The organism is Photobacterium gaetbulicola (genome assembly GCF_003025515.1).
Lineage (GTDB): Bacteria > Pseudomonadota > Gammaproteobacteria > Enterobacterales > Vibrionaceae > Photobacterium > Photobacterium gaetbulicola.
In genome coordinates, this window is sequence record NZ_PYME01000014.1 from 62,828 (window position 1) to 83,959 (window position 21,132).

At 48.2% G+C, this 21,132-nt stretch carries 18 protein-coding genes and 1 tRNA gene; 16 read left to right on the top strand and 3 right to left on the bottom strand.

Annotated elements, in window-relative coordinates; translation table 11 throughout:
• Positions 1 to 629: 629 nt before the first annotated feature.
• The 11 genes from trxB to C9J03_RS13690 all read left to right on the top strand — a co-directional run bounded on the left by trxB (position 630) and on the right by C9J03_RS13690 (position 13,034).
• Positions 630 to 1,841 carry a thioredoxin-disulfide reductase gene (gene trxB / locus C9J03_RS13635; RefSeq protein WP_044621434.1) on the top strand — a complete coding sequence of 404 codons (1,212 nt, stop codon included), beginning with the start codon at positions 630 to 632 and terminating at the stop codon, positions 1,839 to 1,841.
• A 10-nt stretch (positions 1,842 to 1,851) separates the two neighbouring features.
• Entirely contained in the window at positions 1,852 to 2,178 is a 327-nt protein-coding gene (gene trxA / locus C9J03_RS13640) for a thioredoxin TrxA (RefSeq protein WP_044621433.1), read from the top strand.
• A 107-nt stretch (positions 2,179 to 2,285) separates the two neighbouring features.
• The gene (gene grdA / locus C9J03_RS13645; RefSeq protein WP_082060501.1) at positions 2,286 to 2,753 is read left to right on the top strand and encodes a glycine/sarcosine/betaine reductase complex selenoprotein A; all 468 of its coding nucleotides are present in this window, start codon (positions 2,286 to 2,288) and stop codon (positions 2,751 to 2,753) included.
• Positions 2,754 to 2,767: 14 nt separating this feature from the next.
• Positions 2,768 to 3,232 carry a glycine/sarcosine/betaine reductase complex selenoprotein A gene (gene grdA / locus C9J03_RS13650; protein ID WP_082060500.1) on the top strand — a complete coding sequence of 155 codons (465 nt, stop codon included), beginning with the start codon at positions 2,768 to 2,770 and terminating at the stop codon, positions 3,230 to 3,232.
• A gap of 80 nt (positions 3,233 to 3,312) precedes the next feature.
• Positions 3,313 to 4,854 (top strand): glycine/sarcosine/betaine reductase complex component C subunit beta, encoded by a 1,542-nt coding sequence (gene grdC, locus C9J03_RS13655; RefSeq protein WP_044621429.1) that lies wholly within the window; start codon positions 3,313 to 3,315, stop codon positions 4,852 to 4,854.
• Positions 4,855 to 4,866: 12 nt separating this feature from the next.
• Complete coding sequence (gene grdD / locus C9J03_RS13660; protein ID WP_044621428.1) at positions 4,867 to 6,030, top strand: glycine/sarcosine/betaine reductase complex component C subunit alpha; 1,164 nt, start codon at positions 4,867 to 4,869, stop codon at positions 6,028 to 6,030.
• Between the two features lie 131 nt (positions 6,031 to 6,161).
• On the top strand, positions 6,162 to 7,205 hold the full coding sequence (gene selD, locus C9J03_RS13665; protein WP_082060499.1) for a selenide, water dikinase SelD: 1,044 nt from the start codon (positions 6,162 to 6,164) through the stop codon (positions 7,203 to 7,205).
• 104 nt (positions 7,206 to 7,309) lie between these two features.
• The gene (locus C9J03_RS13670; protein ID WP_044621426.1) at positions 7,310 to 8,602 is read left to right on the top strand and encodes a glycine/sarcosine/betaine reductase component B subunit; all 1,293 of its coding nucleotides are present in this window, start codon (positions 7,310 to 7,312) and stop codon (positions 8,600 to 8,602) included.
• 14 nt (positions 8,603 to 8,616) lie between these two features.
• Entirely contained in the window at positions 8,617 to 9,915 is a 1,299-nt protein-coding gene (gene grdB, locus C9J03_RS13675; protein WP_082060498.1) for a glycine reductase complex selenoprotein B, read from the top strand.
• A gap of 867 nt (positions 9,916 to 10,782) precedes the next feature.
• A complete protein-coding gene (locus C9J03_RS13685; RefSeq protein ID WP_162845567.1) occupies positions 10,783 to 12,057 on the top strand; it encodes a cytochrome-c peroxidase in 1,275 nt (424 codons plus the stop codon).
• Positions 12,054 to 13,034 carry a hypothetical protein gene (locus C9J03_RS13690; RefSeq protein WP_052829648.1) on the top strand — a complete coding sequence of 327 codons (981 nt, stop codon included), beginning with the start codon at positions 12,054 to 12,056 and terminating at the stop codon, positions 13,032 to 13,034. The genes C9J03_RS13685 and C9J03_RS13690 overlap by 4 nt, the downstream gene beginning before the upstream one ends.
• 39 nt (positions 13,035 to 13,073) lie before the next feature.
• On the opposite strand, the gene C9J03_RS13695 is transcribed toward C9J03_RS13690, so the two are convergent.
• Positions 13,074 to 13,559, bottom strand: a complete 486-nt coding sequence (locus C9J03_RS13695; protein ID WP_039459513.1) for a VOC family protein — start codon at positions 13,557 to 13,559, stop codon at positions 13,074 to 13,076.
• 621 nt (positions 13,560 to 14,180) lie between these two features.
• Between C9J03_RS13695 and C9J03_RS13705 the strand changes: the two genes are divergently transcribed.
• Positions 14,181 to 15,353: a cation:proton antiporter gene (locus C9J03_RS13705; protein ID WP_044621420.1), complete on the top strand. Its 1,173-nt coding sequence runs from the start codon at positions 14,181 to 14,183 to the stop codon at positions 15,351 to 15,353.
• A gap of 22 nt (positions 15,354 to 15,375) precedes the next feature.
• Here the strand turns inward: C9J03_RS13705 and C9J03_RS13710 are convergent, their stop codons facing one another.
• The gene (locus C9J03_RS13710; protein WP_052829647.1) at positions 15,376 to 16,290 is read right to left on the bottom strand and encodes a hypothetical protein; all 915 of its coding nucleotides are present in this window, start codon (positions 16,288 to 16,290) and stop codon (positions 15,376 to 15,378) included.
• On the bottom strand, positions 16,262 to 16,705 hold the full coding sequence (locus C9J03_RS13715) for a GrdX family protein (RefSeq protein ID WP_044621958.1): 444 nt from the start codon (positions 16,703 to 16,705) through the stop codon (positions 16,262 to 16,264). The genes C9J03_RS13710 and C9J03_RS13715 overlap by 29 nt, the downstream gene beginning before the upstream one ends.
• 344 nt (positions 16,706 to 17,049) lie before the next feature.
• Between C9J03_RS13715 and C9J03_RS13720 the strand changes: the two genes are divergently transcribed.
• The 4 genes from C9J03_RS13720 to C9J03_RS13735 all read left to right on the top strand — a co-directional run bounded on the left by C9J03_RS13720 (position 17,050) and on the right by C9J03_RS13735 (position 21,039).
• A tRNA-Sec gene (locus C9J03_RS13720) sits at positions 17,050 to 17,141 on the top strand.
• A gap of 210 nt (positions 17,142 to 17,351) precedes the next feature.
• Positions 17,352 to 18,716: an L-seryl-tRNA(Sec) selenium transferase gene (gene selA / locus C9J03_RS13725; protein ID WP_082060496.1), complete on the top strand. Its 1,365-nt coding sequence runs from the start codon at positions 17,352 to 17,354 to the stop codon at positions 18,714 to 18,716.
• Positions 18,716 to 20,515 (top strand): selenocysteine-specific translation elongation factor, encoded by a 1,800-nt coding sequence (gene selB / locus C9J03_RS13730; RefSeq protein ID WP_044621418.1) that lies wholly within the window; start codon positions 18,716 to 18,718, stop codon positions 20,513 to 20,515. Before selA ends, selB begins: the two co-directional genes overlap by 1 nt.
• A 263-nt stretch (positions 20,516 to 20,778) precedes the next feature.
• Positions 20,779 to 21,039 carry an HP1242/YdcH family protein gene (locus C9J03_RS13735; RefSeq protein ID WP_044621417.1) on the top strand — a complete coding sequence of 87 codons (261 nt, stop codon included), beginning with the start codon at positions 20,779 to 20,781 and terminating at the stop codon, positions 21,037 to 21,039.
• The last annotated feature ends 93 nt before the right edge of the window (positions 21,040 to 21,132 follow it).

The following is a 21,132-nucleotide window of genomic DNA, read 5'->3' on the forward strand; positions in this document are numbered from 1 at the left end:
TTTTATATAGAAAGATGATGAAAAGGATGGGTTCGATTTAATTTGAAAATATCTATTTTGCTCTGGAAGGGAATGCAATACTTTTATTGCGCACTTTGATAAGTTTTTCTAATGAAAGAGCGAGAGCGGCATGATCTGACCTATTTATAAAATATTGTTGAACTATGATCACATCTGTTTCCTGTGTGAGTATAAATTCACTATAAGTAGAATATTTACGTAATAATTCACTATAGGAGCTGTTTTGTGTCTTTTTTGTAGCGGTTAGGTTGGGTGATCTTTACAAAATGGAGGGCTTGATAAGCATTAATATGACTTAGGTATCATAATAATACGAGATGTAGAGTTTTGTACTGGAATTGGGCTTTGCTCACAAAAAATATGACATTACTAATTATAATCATCCATAAGTTTTATGAATAAGAAGCAATCACTGGGTAAAAGTTAAATTATAAAAGAATTATCTACCCAAGAGAGATACGGCAGTCCTTTTGGTAACTATAGATATTGAGGCTTGATATTTGGTTCTCATGTAAATGAGAGGTCTGCGAAAACTGATTTGTTCTAAATGCACTCTTTATGCTGCTAAGTATTCAGAGTGTGGTGTGAAATAGCAATCGGTGAAAAATATGTCAGAACTTTACGATGTCATTATTATCGGTGGCGGTGCTGGTGGAATGTCTGCTGGTGTCTATGCTGCTCGCGGTAAAATGAAAACCCTGATCATTGAGGATAAAAGGAATACCGGTGGTCAGGCCGCAACAACCAGTGAGATGGAAAACTATCCGGGTATTCTGGAAGCCACCGGCCCACAGTTGATGGATATGTTCCGTGAGCACTGCAATAAATTCGGTGTCGAATTCGTCCGTGGTTTGGTAACCGGTATTTCAATCGCCGAAGACGGTTTTATTAAAACCTTAATGACCAACAAAGGCGAAACCTACCAGACAAAAAGCATTATTGTTGCCACAGGGGCAACACCGCGCATCCTTGGAATCAAAGGCGAGTCTGAGTTCCGTGGTAAAGGGGTGTCTTACTGCGCCACCTGCGATGCCGATTTCTATGAAGAGTTGGATGTGGTGGTGGTTGGCTCTGGCAATACTGCGGTGGAAGAGTCTGTCTTCCTCACCAAGTTTGTCAATAAAGTCACCATGATTGTGTTGCATGACCAGGGCATTTTGGATGCTGACCGTACCGCCCAGGAGCAGGCTTTCGCTAACGACAAAATCGAGTTTGTTTGGAACTCGGTGGTGGAAGAGATCACCGGCGATGAGTTGGTCAACGGCGTGAAGCTGAAGAACCTGAAAAGCGGCGAGATCAGCGAGCGAGCCGCCGACGGGGTGTTCATGTTCGTCGGTACGGTGCCAAAAACCGACTTTGTCAAAGAGCTTATAGAGCTGACACCACAAGGCTACGTTATTACCAATGACAAGCAGGAAACCAGCGTCCCCGGTATTTTTGCCGTGGGTGATGTGACCGACAAGTTCCTTCGTCAGGTCGTTACCGCTGCCGGTGATGGTGCCGTGGCTGCTGTTGCTGCCGACCGTTATATCGAAGAAGAAGAGAACTGGCGTAAGTCTGTAGCCGAGTTTGGCGGCACTGCAATGGTGGCCTTTTGGAATCCGCTCAGCAAAGAAAGCTTGGATGTGATCAACCAGCTTGAGCTTAATTGTAAAGATCATCCAGAGCAGCGTGTCGTCACCATCGATACCTACAAGAGCCAGAACATTGCCAGCCGTTTCTCTGTGTCCGAAGTGCCGGTCGTGATCCGATTTGACGCTGGGCAGGAAGCCAAGCGAGTAGATGTAAAGGATATCTCAGAGTTAGAAACGCTGTATTAAGGGAAACACAATGATCGAATTGAACAAAGAAAATTTCGATGCGGAAGTGAAGGTCGACGGCATTGTGCTGGTCGATTTCTGGAGCGAGAACTGCGGCCGCTGTATTGAGCTGATGCCGGACGTGATCAAGCTGGCTGAAAAGTACGGTGAAGAGATCAAGTTCTGCAAGCTCAACATTCAGGGTAATCGCCGTTTGGCGATGGCGCAGAAAGTGATGGGGCTACCTTCTTTTGTTTTCTACCGTAACGGTGAGAAAGCAGAGCACCTTTCCGGTGAAGAGTTAGAAATCGAACATGTAGAAAGCATGATCGAAAGCTTGGTGGCTGAAACTGCCTAAAGCATAAAAGAATTTGTATTGAATGGGTGAAAGCCCGTTGGCACAAATAAACCGGTGAGCAATCACCATTAGTAATAACTATGTAATCCGTACCCTTGGAGTGAACAATGCTCAAAGATAAGAAAGTGATTATCTTGGGAGACAGGGACGGTGTACCGGGTCAGGCAATTGAAGCCTGCATCAAATCTGCCGGTGCGCATGTTCTTTTCTCTACAACTGAGTGTTTCGTCTGAACCAGCGCAGGTGCTATGGATCTGGAAAACCAAAAGAGGATTAAAGGTTTCGCTGACGAGTTCGGCCCAGAGAATCTGGTTGTCGTCCTTGGCGGTGCTGAGGCGGAAGCTTCGGGCCTAGCGTGTGAAACCGTGACTAACGGCGATCCTACTTTTGCCGGACCATTGGCCGGAGTCCAGTTGGGACTCTCTTGTTATCATGTGGTTGAGCCGGAAATAAAAGACAATGTCGACGCTGCTACCTATGACGAGCAGGTCAGCATGATGGAAATGGTACTTGATGTCGATGCCATCGTGGCGGAAGTCAAAGAGTATCGTGAGCAATTTGGAAAGTATGTTTAATCGGGAGCAGAATTGTGTTCGCTAACAAAACAGTGATCATTCTGGGAGACCGTGACGGCGTACCTGGGCAGGCAATTGAAGCTTGCATGAAGACAACAGGTGCTCACGTTGCTTTCTCCACCACAGAATGTTTCGTCTGAACAAGCGCTGGCGCAATGGATCTTGAGAACCAAAAGCGGATTAAAGCCCTAGCCGATGAAAAAGGCGCCGAGAATCTGGTTGTGATTCTGGGTGGCGCAGAAGCGGAAGCTTCTGGCCTAGCGTGTGAAACCGTCACCACCGGTGATCCGACTTTTGCAGGACCATTGGCGGGAGTCCAGTTGGGACTCTCTTGTTATCACGTGGTTGAAGACGAAGTTAAAAATGCCGTCGATCCGGTTGTTTATGATGAACAAGTTGGAATGATGGAAATGGTACTTGATGTCGATGCTATCAAAGCGGAAATGCAACAATACCGCAGCGAAACTGCATTAGCATAAGTATATCTCAATGCTGGTTCGGATCTGTTTTCAAACAGGCAGGTTCGAACCTCTTATCCGGCTCGGATGCAGGAGTAACAATGGGATACGCAGTAATCAAAGGCGTGAGCTATGTGCTCGCCCATACCCCAGATGTGTTGATCCAACACGGTTCGGTGCAAGTTCAGACCAGGGCAAAAGACCCATCAGACGTTTACTTGCAGCAGTTGAAAGACCATCTTCGCCCCTTCGAAGAAGTGGTATCTTACCCCGCGAACCAGTGCTACATCGGAAACCTGACCCCACAGCAGTTGGCTGATATTCCCCTACCTTGGTATGAAAACCATGAGCACAAGGCCCATGAAGGTAAGTTCGGTGAAATTTACAGCCAGCCTCAATTTTATGCCATGTTGAATCACGTTGACGTGTTCAACTTGGTCCACCTTACCCAGGAATTCATTGATAGCTATCAGTCTAGTGCTGGCCACCATCCGCTATACGGCGAGGTTGATTTATTGGCAGGCCATCAGCTGATCAGCAAAGACGAAATCCTGGCGTTGGTTGAACATCATCAGGCCGAAGTCCTGATGATGAACGGCGAGTTGGTCGGCTGTGTGAAAGCCGCCCACGACGAAGACGAAAATCTCTCAGCCCATATCATGCTGGAAAACCTTTGCACAAAGGCGTCTGGTGTGATGGCAGCAATGCACCTCAAGCAGCAGGGCATTGAACTTGATAACGTTGACTACATCATTGAATGTTCTGAAGAAGCGTGTGGCGATATCAACCAGCGTGGCGGCGGTAACTTCGCCAAAGCGATTGGGGAAATCATCGGCTGTAACAGCGCGACGGGCTCTGACGTCCGCGGTTTCTGCGCCGCACCGGCTCATGCGATGACACTGGCTGCAGCTTTAGTGAAATCAGGCGTGTTCAAGAACGTGATGGTGGTTGCAGGTGGCGCGGTTGCCAAACTGGGCATGAACGGCCGTGACCATGTGAAGCAAAACATGCCGGTATTGGAAGATTGCCTGGCAGGCTTTGCCTGCATGGTGACAGAAAACGACGGTGTCAGCCCGGAAATCAATACTGATATTGTCGGCCGTCACCAGATCGGGACGGGCTCATCGCCTCAGGCCGTTATGACAGCTCTGATTGCCAACCCGCTGAAAGTAGCGGGCATGAAGATGACCGATATCGACAAGTACTCGGTGGAAATGCAAAACCCTGAGATCACCAAGCCAGCCGGCGCCGGGAATGTGCCCGAGTCCAACTACAAGATGATTGCGGCACTGGCAGTGAAAGAAGGCCAAATGGAGCGTACTCAGCTTCCCGCCTTTGTTCAGCAGCATGGCATGACAGGTTTTGCGCCGACCCAGGGCCATATTCCATCAGGGGTTCCCTTCCTTGGCTTTGGTCGCGAGATGATTATCAACGGTGAAATCAACAATTTCATGATGGTCGGCAAAGGCAGCTTGTTCCTCGGGCGTATGACCAACTTGTTCGATGGCCTCAGCTTTGTGGTGCAGAAGAACAGCGGCAAACAAGCACAAGCCTTTGACGAAAATCAGGTTAAACAAGTCGTTGCGCAGGCAATGCGCGATGTGGCTGAGAACCTACTGACCCCTAAACAGGGTGAGCAGTAACCGGAGGCTGAGATGGCGAATATCAATCAACAACTGGCCGATACTTTCAATGCCATGGCTGATGGCTTGATGAGTGGACAGTTTGGCAAAAAACTTCGCATCGGCCTGACCCTAATTGGCAGCGAGCACGGGTCTGAAGAATTACTGCGCGGGGCACAGATGGTTGCCCGCCAGTACAGTGATATCGAACCTGTCCTGATTGGCTGTGATGGACCAGATTGTGGCTTCGAATGTTATCCGGCAGCGGATCTGCATGAGTGCCACAAGGTGATGGAAAGCCTGTTTGCCGAGCAGCAGCTCGACGGCTGCGTCACCCTTCATTACGCTTTCCCATTAGGAGTGAGCACCATGGGCAAGGTGGTAACACCGTCAACGGGGCGTGAAATGATCATCGCTTCTACGACAGGGACCACCGATACCCAGCGTCAGGCAGCCATGCTGAAAAATGCGATTTACGGTATCGCGCTGGCTAAATCAACAGGGATCGAAAAGCCTACTGTCGGTGTGCTCAATGTGGATGGCGCCGCAGTGTGCGAACGGGCACTGCGTGAGCTGAAGCAGGGTGGTTACGATATCCAGTTTGCCGAATCCGGACGAGCTGATGGCGGTATTGCCATGCGCGGCAACGATCTGTTGCAGGGCACACCGGATGTAATGGTGACCGATAGCCTGACTGGCAATCTGCTGATGAAAATGTTCTCGTCATTTACGACTGGTGGTAGTTATGAAGCCTCTGGCTTTGGCTATGGACCGGGGTTAGGTGAGGGCGCGACGAAACAACCTGTGAATATCATCTCACGGGCGTCAGGCGCACCGGTTGTGGCAGGAGCCATGAGGTTGTGTGCTGACGCAGCGAGAGGAGAGGTTATGAAGCGCGTTGACGAGGAATGGGAAGCCGCCACCCTGTCAGGGTTAAACAGTGTCTTGACCAGATATTGCACGGCCAAGCCTGCTGCGGAGCAGACTGAAACGGTGGTTGCACCACCGGAGAAGGTGACCGACGCAGAGATAGGCGGGATAGATATCCTCGCTATCGAAGAGGCCTGCCAGGCACTGTGGAAAGCGAACATTTTTGCCCGCACCGGGATGGGCTGTACGGGTCCTATCGTGCTAGTGGCAAAAGATGATTTGGAACAAGCAAGAATCAGGTTAGTTGAGGCAGACTATATCAGCTAACATGGATTTCTGCTTTAAATCCAGATAATTACACTATTCTGTCCGATTGGAATAGTTCATCGGGGCCTCAGTTGCTGATATTGATATCAAATAGTGGGGCACCCTTACCGTCCACTTCAAAGGAATTAGAGATGACAGAGAAAATTCGTCTGACGCAGATGACCAAGAAAGCCGGGTGAGCCGCTAAAATAGGCCCCAAGGCCATGGCGCAGGTTCTGCAGTCCATTTCACCCCTATTTCCCGAACAAGCGTATCCCAATCTGATGGTTGGGTTGACGGTAAGTGATGATGCTGCCGTCTACAAAATCAACGACGATGTTGCCGTTATCCAAACATTGGATTTCTTTACTCCGATCGTGGATGACCCCTATGACTTCGGTGCCATTGCCGCAGCGAATGCCCTGAGTGATGTCTATGCCATGGGTGGTCAGGTAACACTGGCGATGAATATCTTTTGTGTGCCAACCGACCTTCCTCAAGAGGTTGTCGGCCAAATCCTCAAAGGCGGTGCGGAGAAAGTCCGTGAAGCCGGCGCGGTATTGGTTGGCGGCCATACCGTGGAAGACAGCGAGCCGAAGTTTGGCTTGTCTGTGATGGGTACCATCCACCCGTCCAAAGTGCAAACCAAGGCGGCGGTGGAAAGTGGCGATGTCCTGGTACTGACCAAACCGATTGGTACCGGGCTGATCTCGACAGCTGCAAAACGCGGTAAAGCTAGTCAGGCGGCGATCAAAGCTTCTACTGACAATATGAAAAAGCTAAACCGCAAGGCGGCTGAGATCTTTGCCAACTACCCCGTTAAGGCGTGTACCGATGTCACTGGTTACTCCCTGTTGGGCCATGCCCATGAAATGGCAGAGAAAAGTGATATCTGTATGCACTTCAAGGCGGAGCAGGTGCCGTTCTTACCAGAAGCTGAAGACTATGCCGCTCAAGGGTTATTCCCGGGCGGGGCGAAGCGCAATCTCGATGCGTATCGTGAAGACATAGCTTTCGACGATGGTCTGGATGAAAGTTGGCATCGCAAGCTGTGCTGCCCGGAAACCTCCGGCGGCCTGCTGGCAGCAGTACCGAAAGATTGTCTGGATGCGTTATTAACTGAATTTAGCAGTCAAGATGAACCCTGTTGGGTTGTCGGGTTTGCCGAGGTAGGTTCTGGCCTCAAGGTCAGCTAACTCGGTCACTAATCAGGTTGTCCGGCCTCAGCCGAGGCCGGCACCTTGCTAAATCAATTCTATCTTGGGATCTCCTCCCATTTGACGCTTGTTTGGAGAAACACATGAAACTCGAACTAGGCAATATCCATGTTCGCGATCTGGCCTTTGGTCCAGTAAGCGAAGTCAAAGAAAATACCGTGGTCATCGATCAGCAGGCATTAATTGCCCACCTGACCGAGCTGGATCACCGTATCCGCTCGTTAGAACTGTCTATCGCCAAACCCGGCGACAGCACCCGCATTATGCCGGTTAAAGATGTTATCGAACCGCGCGTTAAAGTCGGCTGCGAAGGCGATATCTTCCCAGGGCGCCACCTCGGCGAAGAAGCCATGGTCGGTGAAGGCCGCACCCATGTGCTAAAAGGCATGGCAGTGGTGACCACCGGTGAAATCGTTGGTTTCCAGGAAGGGATCATCGATATGAGCGGGCCGGGCGCGGATTACACGCCGTTCTCGTCAACCCTTAACCTGGTTATCCAGTGCGAAGTGGACGATAGCTGTAACCAGTACGATCACGAAGGCGTGGTTCGTTTGGTGGGCTTGGAAGCCGCTCGCTGGATCGGCCGTTTGGCTGAGCATGTTGAGCCACAAGAGATTGAGACTTACGAAACCAAGCCACTGCTAGAGCAAGCTGCACAATTCCCGCACCTGCCGAAAGTGGGTTATGTCTACATGCTGCAAAGCCAGGGCTTGCTGCACGACACTTATTACTACGGTGTTGATGTGAAGGGCATTCTGCCAACATTGATGTACCCAACCGAAGTGATGGACGGCGCGATCATCAGTGGTAACTGTGTATCGGCCTGTGACAAGAACACCAGCTTCGTTCACCAGAACAGCCCGGTCATTTATGACCTATACCGCCACCACGGCACCAAGTATAACTTCATGGGCGTTATCGTGACGAACGAAAACGTCACCCTGAAAGACAAAGAGCGCTCTTCGAACTTCACCGTCAAGCTCGCCAAGCAAATGGGGTGGGAAGCGGCGATTGTCAGCGAGGAAGGCTTTGGTAACCCAGATGCCGACTTGATGATGAACTGTGCCAAGTTGGAAGCCGCAGGTATCAAGACTGTATTGCTGACTGACGAATATGCCGGCCAGAACGGTGAAAGCCAGTCATTGGCTGACTCCCACAAGAGTGCCGATGCGGTGATCACCAATGGTAACGCGAATCAGCTAGTGACCCTACCTGCCATGAATACCGTGATTGGCCACGACCGCTATGCCGATGTGGTCGCGGGTGGCTTTAATGGTAGCTTGCATGAAGACGGTTCAATCACTGTAGAACTACAGGCGATTATCGGTGCGACCAGTGAGCTTGGTTTCCACACCCTCACCACCAAAGCTAGCTAAGCGAGGACACGCAAATGACAATTAAAGTCGTATATTACCTAAACCAGTTCTTCGCCCAGAAAGGTGGTGAAGAGATGGCCCACATTCCAATGGAAGTGGCGGAAGGTCCGGTTGGCGTCGGTGCGCAAGTGAACACCATGCTGAAGGACAAAGCAGAAATCACCCATACCATTATCTGTGGTGACTCCTACTTCAACGAAAACGAAAGCCTATGTTGCCACGGCCTGCAGGAAATATTAGCCCAGCTGAAACCTGATCTTGTGGTAGCAGGCCCGGCCTTTAATGCCGGCCGCTATGGTATGGCGTGTGGTACGGTAGCAAAAGTGGCGCATGAGATGGGTATCACTACTATCTCTGGTATGTACCCTGAAAACCCTGGTTACGAACTATTCCGTCAATATGCCTACATGGTTGAAACCGGCAATAGCGCTGCCAGCATGCGTAAAGCGGTGCCGGCAATGGTTAACCTGATCAACCGCTTTATCGACACTGAAGGTGAAATGGGCTCGCCGGAAGAAGCTGGCTACATGGCCCGCGGTATCCGTGTAAACTTCTTCGCGCAAAAGCGTGGTTCTGAGCGTGCGGTTGATTTGTTGATTAACAAGTTGGCGGGTAGCGAGTATACAACCGAATACCCAATGCCAGTGTTTGACCGTGTCGAGCCCCAACCTCCGGTTGAAATGCTCAGCACAGCTAAGTTTGCGTTGGTAACATCTGGTGGTGTGGTGCCTAAAGGTAACCCGGATCATATCGAGTCCTCCAGTGCTTCCAAGTACGGTGAGTACAGCATTCAGGGGCTAGAGTGCTTGACCGAAGATACTCACGAAACCGCACACGGCGGCTACGACCCTGTGGCATGTAACAACAACCCTAACCGCGTACTGCCTGTCGACGTGCTGCGCGACATGGAACGCGAAGGCGTCATCGGTAGTCTGCATGATATGTTCTACACCACGGTTGGTAACGGTACGGCGGTTGCCAAAGCCAAAGAATACGGTGCAGAAATCGCGATGAAGCTGCAGAAAGCCGGGGTCACCGCTGCTATCTTTACTTCCACTTGAGGCACTTGCACACGTTGCGGCGCAACGATGGTCAAAGAAATCGAGAAAGTCATGCCAGTGGTTCACATTGCAACCGTAGTCCCAATTTCGAAAACAGTCGGCGCAAACCGTATTGTTCCAGCCGTGGCAATCCCACACCCACTGGGCAATCCGACTATGCAGCCAGCTGAAGAGAAATACCTGCGTCGTCAGTTAGTCGAGAAGGCACTACGTGCACTTCAGACTAAGATTGATGATCAAACGGTATTCTAAGTCGAGACTTGTGTAATTGCCCAATTGCATGAGACCAAGCCAGCCGGTAACGGCTGGCTTTTTTATTTTATACCCAAGTTACCTCAAGGTGCTGAACCTGCATCTTGAAGTAGCTTGGGTATATTCCTAGATGTAATAAAGATTTTATTTATGAACGTGGCTAAATAACCATCTGTGGATTAAGGTTATTGATGGCGGTTTTGACTAAATTACTGTGCACTTGTGTGAACATCTATGTATGTAATCTGCGATTGATTTATTGAATGTGTGACGCCGCTTCATAAAGGAATTTTTGCCAAGAGAGTAAGAACATTCTCAATGGAAAATTTTTCACTTTATATATTAAAAATATGATGGGGTATTTTTAAAATAATCACTTGTTTATTCGGTTTGATGTGTTTTGTTATTGATTTAATCAGTATTAAAGTGTTTGAAAAATATTCATGGGTTAAATTAAATCAACAAATAATTTATATAAGGTAAATATATTTATGGTAAGGGCAGTTACTCGTCCTCTCTTTGTCTTTATCTCAATTATCTATAGCGTGATGGCGATCGCATCAGAGAGTATCGAGGCTGCTAGTGAGTTTGGATGGAGGGCGTATAACGTTGAGAAATATAATGATGTACCCATTAATCAGATACATAGTTGGAATTTGCACATAACTGATAGTTCAGGAAATCCTACCGACTGTGTTCCACTGCAGGTAAGAGGTGGTATGCCTGCTCATCGGCATGGTTTACCTACTCAACCCCAATGGCACCAAGAGAGAGACGTTGGAAACTACCGAATAGATGGCTTGAAGTTTCAGATGCCGGGTTTATGGCAAGTGGTCTTTTCATGTAAGGATGACAGAGAGCGTACCCATGAATTTATCTTTGAGTTTATGCTTTAGGCGCTTCAATTACCTATTGCTGTGTATGGTGATTATCGGGTGCCCCGGGGAGGGACCCGCTTTTCGCCAGCATTGGAACCAAGATGACCTAAGGATTCTGCAGTCACTGCATTTGTCCAATCTACCGCCAGTCACTGATCCTGGTAATGCTTATATCGGTAATGATGCTGCCGCAGAGCTGGGACGAAAATTGTTTTTCTCACCCCAGTTAAGCCAAAAAGGCGATACCTCCTGTGCCCATTGCCACCAACCTAAACATTACTTCACATCGGGTAAAGCGGTAGACGGCAAGCGTAATACGCCCACTGTGGTGGGCAGTGCGGCTTTTTCTTGGCAATTTTGGGATGGTCGGGCTGATAGTTTATGGTCACAGGCACTGTTTCCGCTCGAAGATCCTACTGAGCATGCACTGAGTCGGCTTGAAGTTGTTCATATCGTACTGGACAACTTCCAGGATGACTACAAAGAGGCATTTGGAGCAACGGAAAAACTGACTAATTTTCTGAACGAAAAGGCATCATTGCCAAGACAAGCCTCGCCAGTAAACAGTGCCGAAAACTGGGAGTTGTTGACCGATGGGCAGCGCAGCCAAATCAACCAGATCTATGCGTCAATAGGTAAGGCTTTGGCGGCATACCAAGCCAGACTGATGCCCGCAGAGTCGAGGTTTGATAAGTATGTCGAAGCGGTTGTCAAAAAAGATTATGGGTCGGCTCATCAGCTTTTGAGCCCCGCTGAAGAGGCAGGGCTACGCCTATTTATCAGCGACAGGGGGCGTTGTATCCGCTGTCATAGCGGACCATTGTTTTCAAATGGAGGATTCACCGCAACCGCAGCGCCTGGGAGTCTGCATGATGAAGGGCGCTTGGCGATTATTGAGCAACTGCCAAATAATGAGTTCAATTGCTTAAGCCGATATGCCGATGAAGGTGAAGGTAGTTGTGATGAGCTGGTGTATTTAAAAACAGCAGGTGAAGAGTTACGCCATGCATTTAAAGTCCCAACACTCAGAAATATAAGCTTAACGGCACCGTACATGCACAACGGCGCGTTTAATGAGCTTAGTGAGGTAATGGATTATTACAATCGCTCGCCTCGGAATAGCTTGAACCACACAGAGCTAGAACCGCTTTACCTATTTCCCTTCCAACTCAAACAACTTGAGCAGTTTTTATTGTCACTTGAAAGTGGAATAGCACCTTCATCTGTATGGGAGCTTGCCCACAACCAGGAGAAAGTAGAATGAAATATATTTCCCTGTTGTTTATTAGCCTATTTTCACTACCTAGTTGGGCACATGTACGATGGTTTGTTAACTCCACGCAATATACGGATGTAAGCCTACCGGTTGATGCGTTATTCTATTCGATATTAGTGGCCGTACTGGGTTTTTGTCTCTTTGCGTATGTTGTTACTCGGCAAGGGTTAATCGGCTCGGTGACATCCAATCCTGTTATGACCGACACCTTCTTTTTTTGGCGGCTTTTAACCGTCGTCATGGCGTTATTTTTTATCCTTAATGTGGTGCTGGGCGAGTTTATTGCGCCGAATCTCCAATTGGATACGGGACGTGAGATGATTGGTGTTTGTTTGCAAGTTGCTGTGGCCACTGTCATGGTTTTTTCGGTAACAATCAGTGGGTTTATGATTTTGTTGATCGCAATAGCCTCGAGCATATTGTTGCCATTTTCAGCAGTGATTGACTATCTTCCAGAGCTTATCGGTATTGGAGGCGCGTTAGTATTGATTGGCCCTTACATTACTCCCTTTGATAAGAAAATGTTCAGTTACTTAGCCCAGCAAATCGGTGGGAGAGAAGCCGCCGTGATTTTGCTTCGTTTTATGCTGGGGTTACAACTGCTGATATTGGGGCTGCACAATAAACTCATGCTGCCAGGTTTATCGCTGACGTTTCTTGAAATGTATCCTTACTATAACTTTTTCCAGTTACTTGGCTGGGAAGCATTCAGTCACTTGCATTTTGTCTGGTTTGTGGGTTTGAGTGAGTCTCTGCTAGGACTAATGCTAATGTTAGGCTTCGCAAACCGATTGGTGATGGGGTTGCTGGCGACTATTTTCTTGATAACGACCTATGTAGCGGGGCCAGCCGATGTGTTAGGCCATCTCCCTATTTTTGCCATCGCCTTTATTTTGCTGTGTGAGTCGGTGAACAAAGTACCGAGTGCTATCGCTGTGAAAACAATAGACTTAGGTGACACATAGAAGTGAAATAGCCAGCCTGACTAGGCTGGCTTTCGGTTTTTACTCGTACTCAGAAGCGTAAGTTTCTTCGTAAGTGTGAGAGTAAAGCTCAAACAAGTTACCGAACGGGTCTTCCAGGTAAACCATTTTAGCTGGTTTGTTATCATCTTCTGGATGGTAGCGCATGATATCCATACGTACTTTACCGCCGAACTTCTCCACTTTTTCAATTGTCGCTGCGAAATCATCGGTCTGAAGGCAGAAGTGGAAAATACCCAGGCGAGAGAAGTCAACTTCGTGACGCTCTTGGCGCTCTTTCATTTCGAACAACTCAACACCAATGCCATCGGTAGTGACCAGGTGGGCAATGTTGAAACCTTTGAAGCCTTCGCCGAAAACAGCGATACACATTCTGCCGATGGCGGTCTCACGCTCTTCAACGACTTTGGTGTTACCCATAACGACTTTCAGGCCTAGAGCATTGGTATAAAACTCAACTGCTTTATCCATATCGCCGACCATGATACCTACGTGATTCATTTTCATAATTTGCTCCAGACTCTGATGTCTTGCTTCGTGATTAGTACAAGATTTGTTTCGATGGAGAGAGTATATGGAGAACTAACAATTAACTGAAATTATCAAATATTATAAAAATAATAATTTAATTTTATTGAAAGATGTGCCGATTTATATCGTTTCTGCATTGGACGAATAGGGACAAGCTCTGTAACAAAGGCGAATCGTTGAGCCATCATGAAATCACTCACTCATATTCCCGCTTCCTCTGTGTAAACTCGCATCCAGTACTAATAACCAAAAACTGATGCGTCAACGTCAGTTTGGACATGCCTTCGGTGGTATCCAACTCAAATCCCTCATACACCGCACCAAGTTCGACATAGGCACTCCAACGCTCGGCGACCGTGCATTTTTGCTCCAGAGAGATCCCCATCTCGTGTAGACCGGACTGGGTATGAGGCTGTAAGTTGCCGTCGCGGCAGTGGAGTTACTGCTTTTTCAGCTGTTGATGCTGTGAGCCCACAATAAACTCATGCTACCTAGTTTCTCGGATTAAGTGAGTCGGTGAACACTACAGCGGGTGAGAATTCACCTAAAGTAAAAGAATGTGGTGCTCAAACAAACTGAGAATGCAATCCCAAAGACATGCTAGTTGAAACGATGCCTGATTTGTTGATTATCGGCTTTATTTTCCTGACCGGTTGGCTCGCTCACGCTATCAGTTCACGAGCCCATATCCCCCGTGTCACCATCCTGGTTTCAATTGGTGTGCTAGTAGGGCCGGTCGGGCTGGATATCGTTCCGGCGGCATTTACCCAACACTTTTCAACCGTCACCCACCTAGCATTGGCGATGATTGGTTTTTTGCTTGGCGAAAGCTTTGCAGGGCGGGATCTCATTGCCGAGCGACGCCAGATCTTTCTCATTTCACTCGGTGCCTCTTTGGTGCCTGCAATCGCCGTATTTAGCCTTATCTTTCTGGCGACCTCCAACCTTGTTTTGTCCTTGGTCCTTGCGGGTATTGCAACGGCAACCGATCCGGCCGCTACCGTCGATGTTATTCATGAGTACAGGGCCCGTGGGGCCGTATCCAGGCTCCTCAAGGGGGTCGTTGCGGTCGATGATGCGTGGGGCGTAATAATATTCAGCTTGCTATTGGTTGCCGCGACCACTGTCGCTGGTAATGAAACAAGTGTTGGCGATATTGCACACAGTGCTTGGGAGGTGTTCGGGGCATTGCTATTGGGGGTTGTCATCGGAATACCGATGTCGGCAGTGGTAGGGCGTCACCGGCCTGGCGAGCCGACGCTTGTTGAAGCGATGGGCTTTGTTTTCATCTGTGGTGGTTGTGCTCTCTTCTTAGACGTCTCTTATTTGCTAGCTTGTATGATGCTAGGGGCAACAGTGGCAAGAAGGGCAAAACATATCGAAAGGCCTTTTCATGATATTGAAACAGTCAGTGATCCTTTTCTCATCATCTTCTTTCTTCTCTCCGGGATGAGCATAGAACTCTCGGCTCTTAACCTGTTGGGTGTTATCGGCCTTGTGTACGTGTTAGCCCGCTGCCTTGGTAAAATTTTCGGAGCGGTGGTGTTTGCACATTTTGCCCAGTCATCGCCACAGGTAACCCGTTATTTGGGCTGGTGCTTATTACCACAGGCTGGCGTGGCGATCGGTATGGCATTATTGGTTGGAGAGCGGCTGCCAGAAATTGGCGAGCCCGTTTTGACCTTAGCGGTGACCACGACGGTATTCTTTGAATTAATCGGGCCGCTTGTTACGCGGTGGAGCCTTTACCGTGCCGGGGAATTACAGTGAACAGTTGCATTGATAGGCCCGTCTACTGGTTGGCCTGGAATGTGATGACAAACTTATTTACGGTATCAACGAGATGCTCGACTGAGCCCCAGCCGTTACTTTCCGAAAAGAGCTCATGGTTCTGAAATTGGGGAATTGCCAAGTAACGCCCCGAAAAATTATACAGATACCGAAAAATGCCAATCCACTGCATAAGCTGGGCATGGCTGATCTTGCTGCGGTACGAGGCCGGCAACCAATTGTCGAAGTGGCCCCAGAATTGATTGTGCCAGTCGGGGCGGGTAGGGACAGCATTATTCTTGGCCGAAATTTCAAGCTGTCCGGTATGGGTGAGCACGCCAAGGCCTAACTGCCAATGCTCACATTGGTTGTGATGGCTAAACTGGTACCACTTTTCATGCCACCAACTCAGAGTCTGCTTGTTGCTTGTTACTTCAGATGATGCAAAGGAGGGCTCATGGCAACGAAAAGCATGAAGGTAATACAAATTAGCCTGATCGAGTTTCACCTGTTCGGCAAAAGCGGTTATCGCAGCCCCCTGAATAAAGCTTTCATGCTCTAGTACTAAGTTGAGAGCAATATTGCTGGAAAGGCGCTGTTTAAGGTTTTGAAAATGCGAATGGGCCGCATATACAGGCCGTAGCAATGTGCCCTCATTGGATTTGGCAAATTCGCCAGTGCAGTGGCTGTGATGGGGCTTCCGTATACCCGTCGCAACTTGAGGTAACAGGTTATCGCTGATCAAAAGCTGATAACCCGTATTGCTGTCCGAGGTAGTGAGAAACCAGCAATCAAGTCCCCGGAGTTTTGTTCCGACAGGTTTGGTGTTGCTCTGCTTGCTCGCGCTAAGCCCAGAACGGCAGCGAACAACATGGCTATGGGTATATTCTGATACGGGAGGAATAGGGTTAAACCACAGCGGCTTGGTATTCGGCAAATCGAACTCCCATTGCGCTGAGGCTGGATTTGATCAGTTGCAGATCGATAAACTGAAAATCGCGGTTCTGCTTCTCGGGAAATAACCGATGGATATCTGCAGCTGTTAAAGTCATGTGGTTTGGGTTGGGTTTGCACAGGACTTGGTAGCGTTCAATCGCTTGCTCAATGGTATTGAGTGACTCCATATCCAGACCATCCTGTTGGTTGAGCAGAACAATACTCCGGTAAGGAGTTTCGTGTGGCTTCACACTGCCCGCGAGGGGATGGGAGACCAATCTTGCTCCTGTATGAATTTTGTCACGGGCTAATGTCAATACGTCCAGAATATGATCCTGGTGTGTAATGGTGACATGGGGGGATAGGGTCGCAAGGCTTAAGTTGTTGCTAATAATTTCTAGTCTGTCGTATCTCACGTTCTTGTCCATTATTGTTTTAATATCACGCTAGATTATAAATTCATTTGCCATGCACAAATTTGATCTTGTTGGTTGTTTTAATCAAAAAATGGACAATTAAATAAAGATAATCGCTCAGATAAGTAAATATAATTCGATGTTAATTAGCTGTAATTAATCTGTATTTAAAACTGATAAAGCCCCTGAGTTGATAATGCTTGTGAAGCGAAATAATGTTAACTTGCGCACGCTTAAGTACATTGTGTTGCATAATGTTCATACTTTGTCTGCGAGCTCACATTACCATCATTTTGCGCTTTAACTTAATGATTATTATGGTTATATTGAATCCATCGAAACGCGGAAGTGGATGGGGTCTGGTGGCCCTCCCGGTCTTCAAAACCGACGTGAGCTGAATAGGCTTTGGCAGGTTCGATTCCTGCTCCTTCCGCCAACTCATTTCTATTATTTCAGAAATTATAAAACATCAGTTATTCGTATGTTTTATTCAGGGGTGAAAAATGACAGCGGCATTTTAATACCACTGATTCTTTATTAAGTCTCCTTTTATTATTGTCCCTGACTTTTTCAAAGCCCTACTTAATTCTTAACGGCCTGAGTATTTACTCTGGCAGTTTTAATTTTTAACTTATGGGGCTTTATCATGGCAGTAAGCACCTTATCATCGATTCCACAAATTGAAAAAATCTTGCAGCAAGCTTTTTTGGCACCCTTTATAGAGCGCTTGAGTCGTCCTGTAGTCGCCGATGCTGTTCGAGAGCAGGTTGCCCGGTATAAAAAGCAGCATTTACAGGAGCCTGAAAAGTATCCGTTTTCCTTGGAGCAGTTGTATCACAATATTGAGCGAGCTTGCTGGTTGCTTAACCAGCAGCGTTTGCAGCGAGTCGTTAACGGTACCGGGGTTATTGTTCATACCAACTTGGGACGCTCGCCAATCAATGCTGATCTCTGGCAGCAGGTCACCGAAGTTAATACCCACTACAGCAATCTGGAAATTGATTTGAGCACGGGTAAGCGAGGTAAGCGCAAAGGGCTTCTCCAGCAACTGATGCAATATCTGGTCAAAGGCGAGAACACGCTTGTTGTGAACAATAATGCGTCATCGATCTATTTGCTACTACATGAATTGGCCAAGGGCAAAGAAGTGATTGTGTCTCGCGGTGAGCAGATCCAGATTGGCGGCGGGTTCAGGATCCCGGATATTCTTGCACTGTCGGGGGCCAAGCTGGTTGAAGTGGGTACCACTAACATCACAACCACCCAGGACTATCTCGATGCCATTACTGACGAGACTGCGATGGTACTGCTAGTGCATACTTCAAACTTCAAGATCCGGGGCTTTACCGAATCACCTGATGTCAGAGAGTTGGCAAGTGCGCTTCCGGATCACGTGATATTAGCGGTTGATCAGGGTTCTGGTACTACGACGGAGCAGATGCCGGACGAGCCAACGGTTTCCAGCTACATTGATGCCGGGGCGGACTTGGTGTGTTATTCAGGGGATAAAATCCTTGGTGGACCTCAGGCGGGTATGATTTCGGGCAAAGATGCGCTTATTCGACAGCTTGAGAAGAACCCGATGATGCGTGCTTTTCGTCCCAGCAGGATTGTTTATTCGCTGTTGGAAGAGTTGGTGGTGCGAAAGCTGAACCAGCAGGCAGAAGGAAAAGGGGTTGCCGAAACCAAAAGCCATGCTGATCTCAGATTGCTGGAACAAAGAGCTCAAGAATTGGTCGCTGGTTTTGGTGATCTTATTTCGGTGGTGCAATCGGAAATGACGGTCGGTGGAGGATCGCTGCCTGATCAGTCTGATCCCTCTTGGTCGGTGCAGATCAACCCTAGCCAGCCAGCTTTCCAGCGATCTCCTGATAAATTGCTGGCCCTTATGAGGCAGTGGCCACTGCCGGTGATTGGGGTGATAAAGCATGACAAGGTCCAGCTTAATATGGCGACAGTTGAGGCTTCTGAGATCCCGTATTTACGTAACCAGCTGGCGGAGGTGTTGTAATGAGTTATGTTGTCGGAACCGCAGGGCACGTCGATCATGGTAAATCAGCCCTGATAAAAGCACTAACAGGGATAGATACTGCACATTTGCCGCAGGAAAAGAAGCGAGGTATGACCATTGATCTGGGTTTTGCCTATTTTAAACACCAAAATGGCGAGCCAGTTGGGGTGATTGATGTTCCGGGCCACGAGCGCTTTATTCGCAATATGGTTGCCGGGGTGTGGAGCCTCGATATGGTGCTGTTTGTGGTGGCGGCTGATGAAGGCTGGATGCAAATGTCCACCGATCACCTCAAAGTCATCGCGTCGATGGGGATTGAAAATGTCACCTTGGTGATCACCAAAGCCGATTTGGTGGACGAGGAGATGTTGGGTCTGGTGGAAGAAGAATCTCTGGAGCAGTTTCTCGATATTGCCGGCTTTATCCCAGATTCGGTCACGGTGTCAGCCCTTCAAGGAGAAGGCATTGAGGGGCTGCGTCAGCACATCTGTCAGAAGCTGGATAAAACGGTAGATGGCGAACGGCAAGACCATGCACGCCACGGCCACTTATACATCGATCGCGTGTTTACCGTTAACGGTGTCGGGACGACAGTCACCGGCAGTCTGTGTGGTGGTGAGTTTGCGGTTGGTCAAAAGCTCTATATGCAGCCCGGCGGTCGTGAGGTGCAGGTTAAGAGCCTGCAGTCATACCACCAGAATATTCAGTTGGCAAAGCCGGTTTCCCGAGTGGCGATTGGTCTCAAGGGGATCAAGAAAAAAGAGGTTGAGCGGGGTTTCTGCTTGACCAGCCACAAGGAGGCTTCATTTGTTACCGATGAAGTGATTGTCCGTCTCAACAGCCAGCTCTTCGAAAACAAATGTCGAAACAACAGCGAAGTGGAAGTGGCGTTTGGGACGTTTAATACATTAGCTAAGATATTTGTTTTCAAGGGGACCAACCTTGCCCGGCTTCGGCTGAAACAGCCTGCAAGCTGCTTCTGGAATCAAAGAGCGTTGCTGATCCAGCATGGTGGCAGTCGTATTCTCAACTGTGGTGCCATCGTCTGGTCGGGGGCTGTTGCGAAGGCGGATCGTAATAAACTCTATGATCTTCTGATGGCGATGCCACAGCATCCTGCATGGGAAGACTACGTCACTATCAATATGTCGCTCTATGGTTTTGCCAAGCGCGGAGAGCAAGCTCTCGATGAGTCCGGCTACAAAATTTGTGGTGACTGGCTGTATACCGAAGAGTGCTTCAATCAAACCTATCAGCAGGTCGGAGCAATTCTTAAGCAGGGACAAATTGATCTGTCGTCTATTGAACTGAGTGGAAAGCTGCAAATGGCAGTGGCCCCATTGTCGGCTGTACTTGATGAGCTGGTTCAAGAAGGCAAGATACGACAATGCAATGAGCTTTACTCACTAGGTAGTGGGCAGAATGAAGCTCAGTTGTCGCCGACAGCCAAGAAGATCCTTGAGCATATGGAGCAAGCCGGTAAGCAAGGTTACGAGGCGGATAAAGAGAAAATTCCAGGCGCACAGAAGGAGCTGAGAAACTTAGTCAGGCTTGGTTTTGCGGTGCCGATGGAAGGGAAAATATACTACCTCGCATCAATCTATGAGGGGTTGGTACAAGACCTACTCCGTCATCGGCAGGAAGGGGAGCGGTTCGCTATCTCTGAAGCAAGGGAGCGAACAGGACTATCCCGCAAGTATATGATCCCTTTACTAAATCGCATGGAAGCCGATGGTTGGATTAAGCGGGTTGATAATGATAGGGAAGTACTTAAGGCTTTAGAGGTTGAGTACGCATAGTCTAACCTTTATTTCATTGCGGGCATATCAAAGCCTATGCTTTATTTGGGCATAGGCTTTTGATGTTCAAGATAAGTCATCTCGAATAACCGACCTGCCAGATTGGCTACGTAGATTAACGTTATGGGAAGCATTTACTGGCAGATTATTTTTTAGCTTAATCTAATTTTCTAAGTTAACTCAGGCCAACAGTATTTAGGGCACAGTTCTATGTAAATCCAACCTCTATAATGAGTTATAGATTAACCATTGAGGGACTGCTGATGCTAAATGATAACCATGCGTTTATATTAGATTTTCCTGAGCTCAAAATCGATATTGTTCAACTCAACCACGATGACCCGAGGTTTAAAGCCGAGCTGCAGCGCTACCACGAACTAGACTACAAGATTCGTCAGTTGGAAATTTCAGGCAGCCCGATTGATGATACTTGCATGAATGACTTGAAACACCAGCGAATGGTGCTAAAAGATGCCTTGTATAAGCAGCTCACTCAACATCACGAGCAGGCGAAATTAGGGTAAATACAGCTTAAGCCTTGCTATCTAGTGAGGCTTTTTATTTATAATTCCTCCTGTACCTATCCTTTTTATATAATCGCTTCATGTTATTTTGAA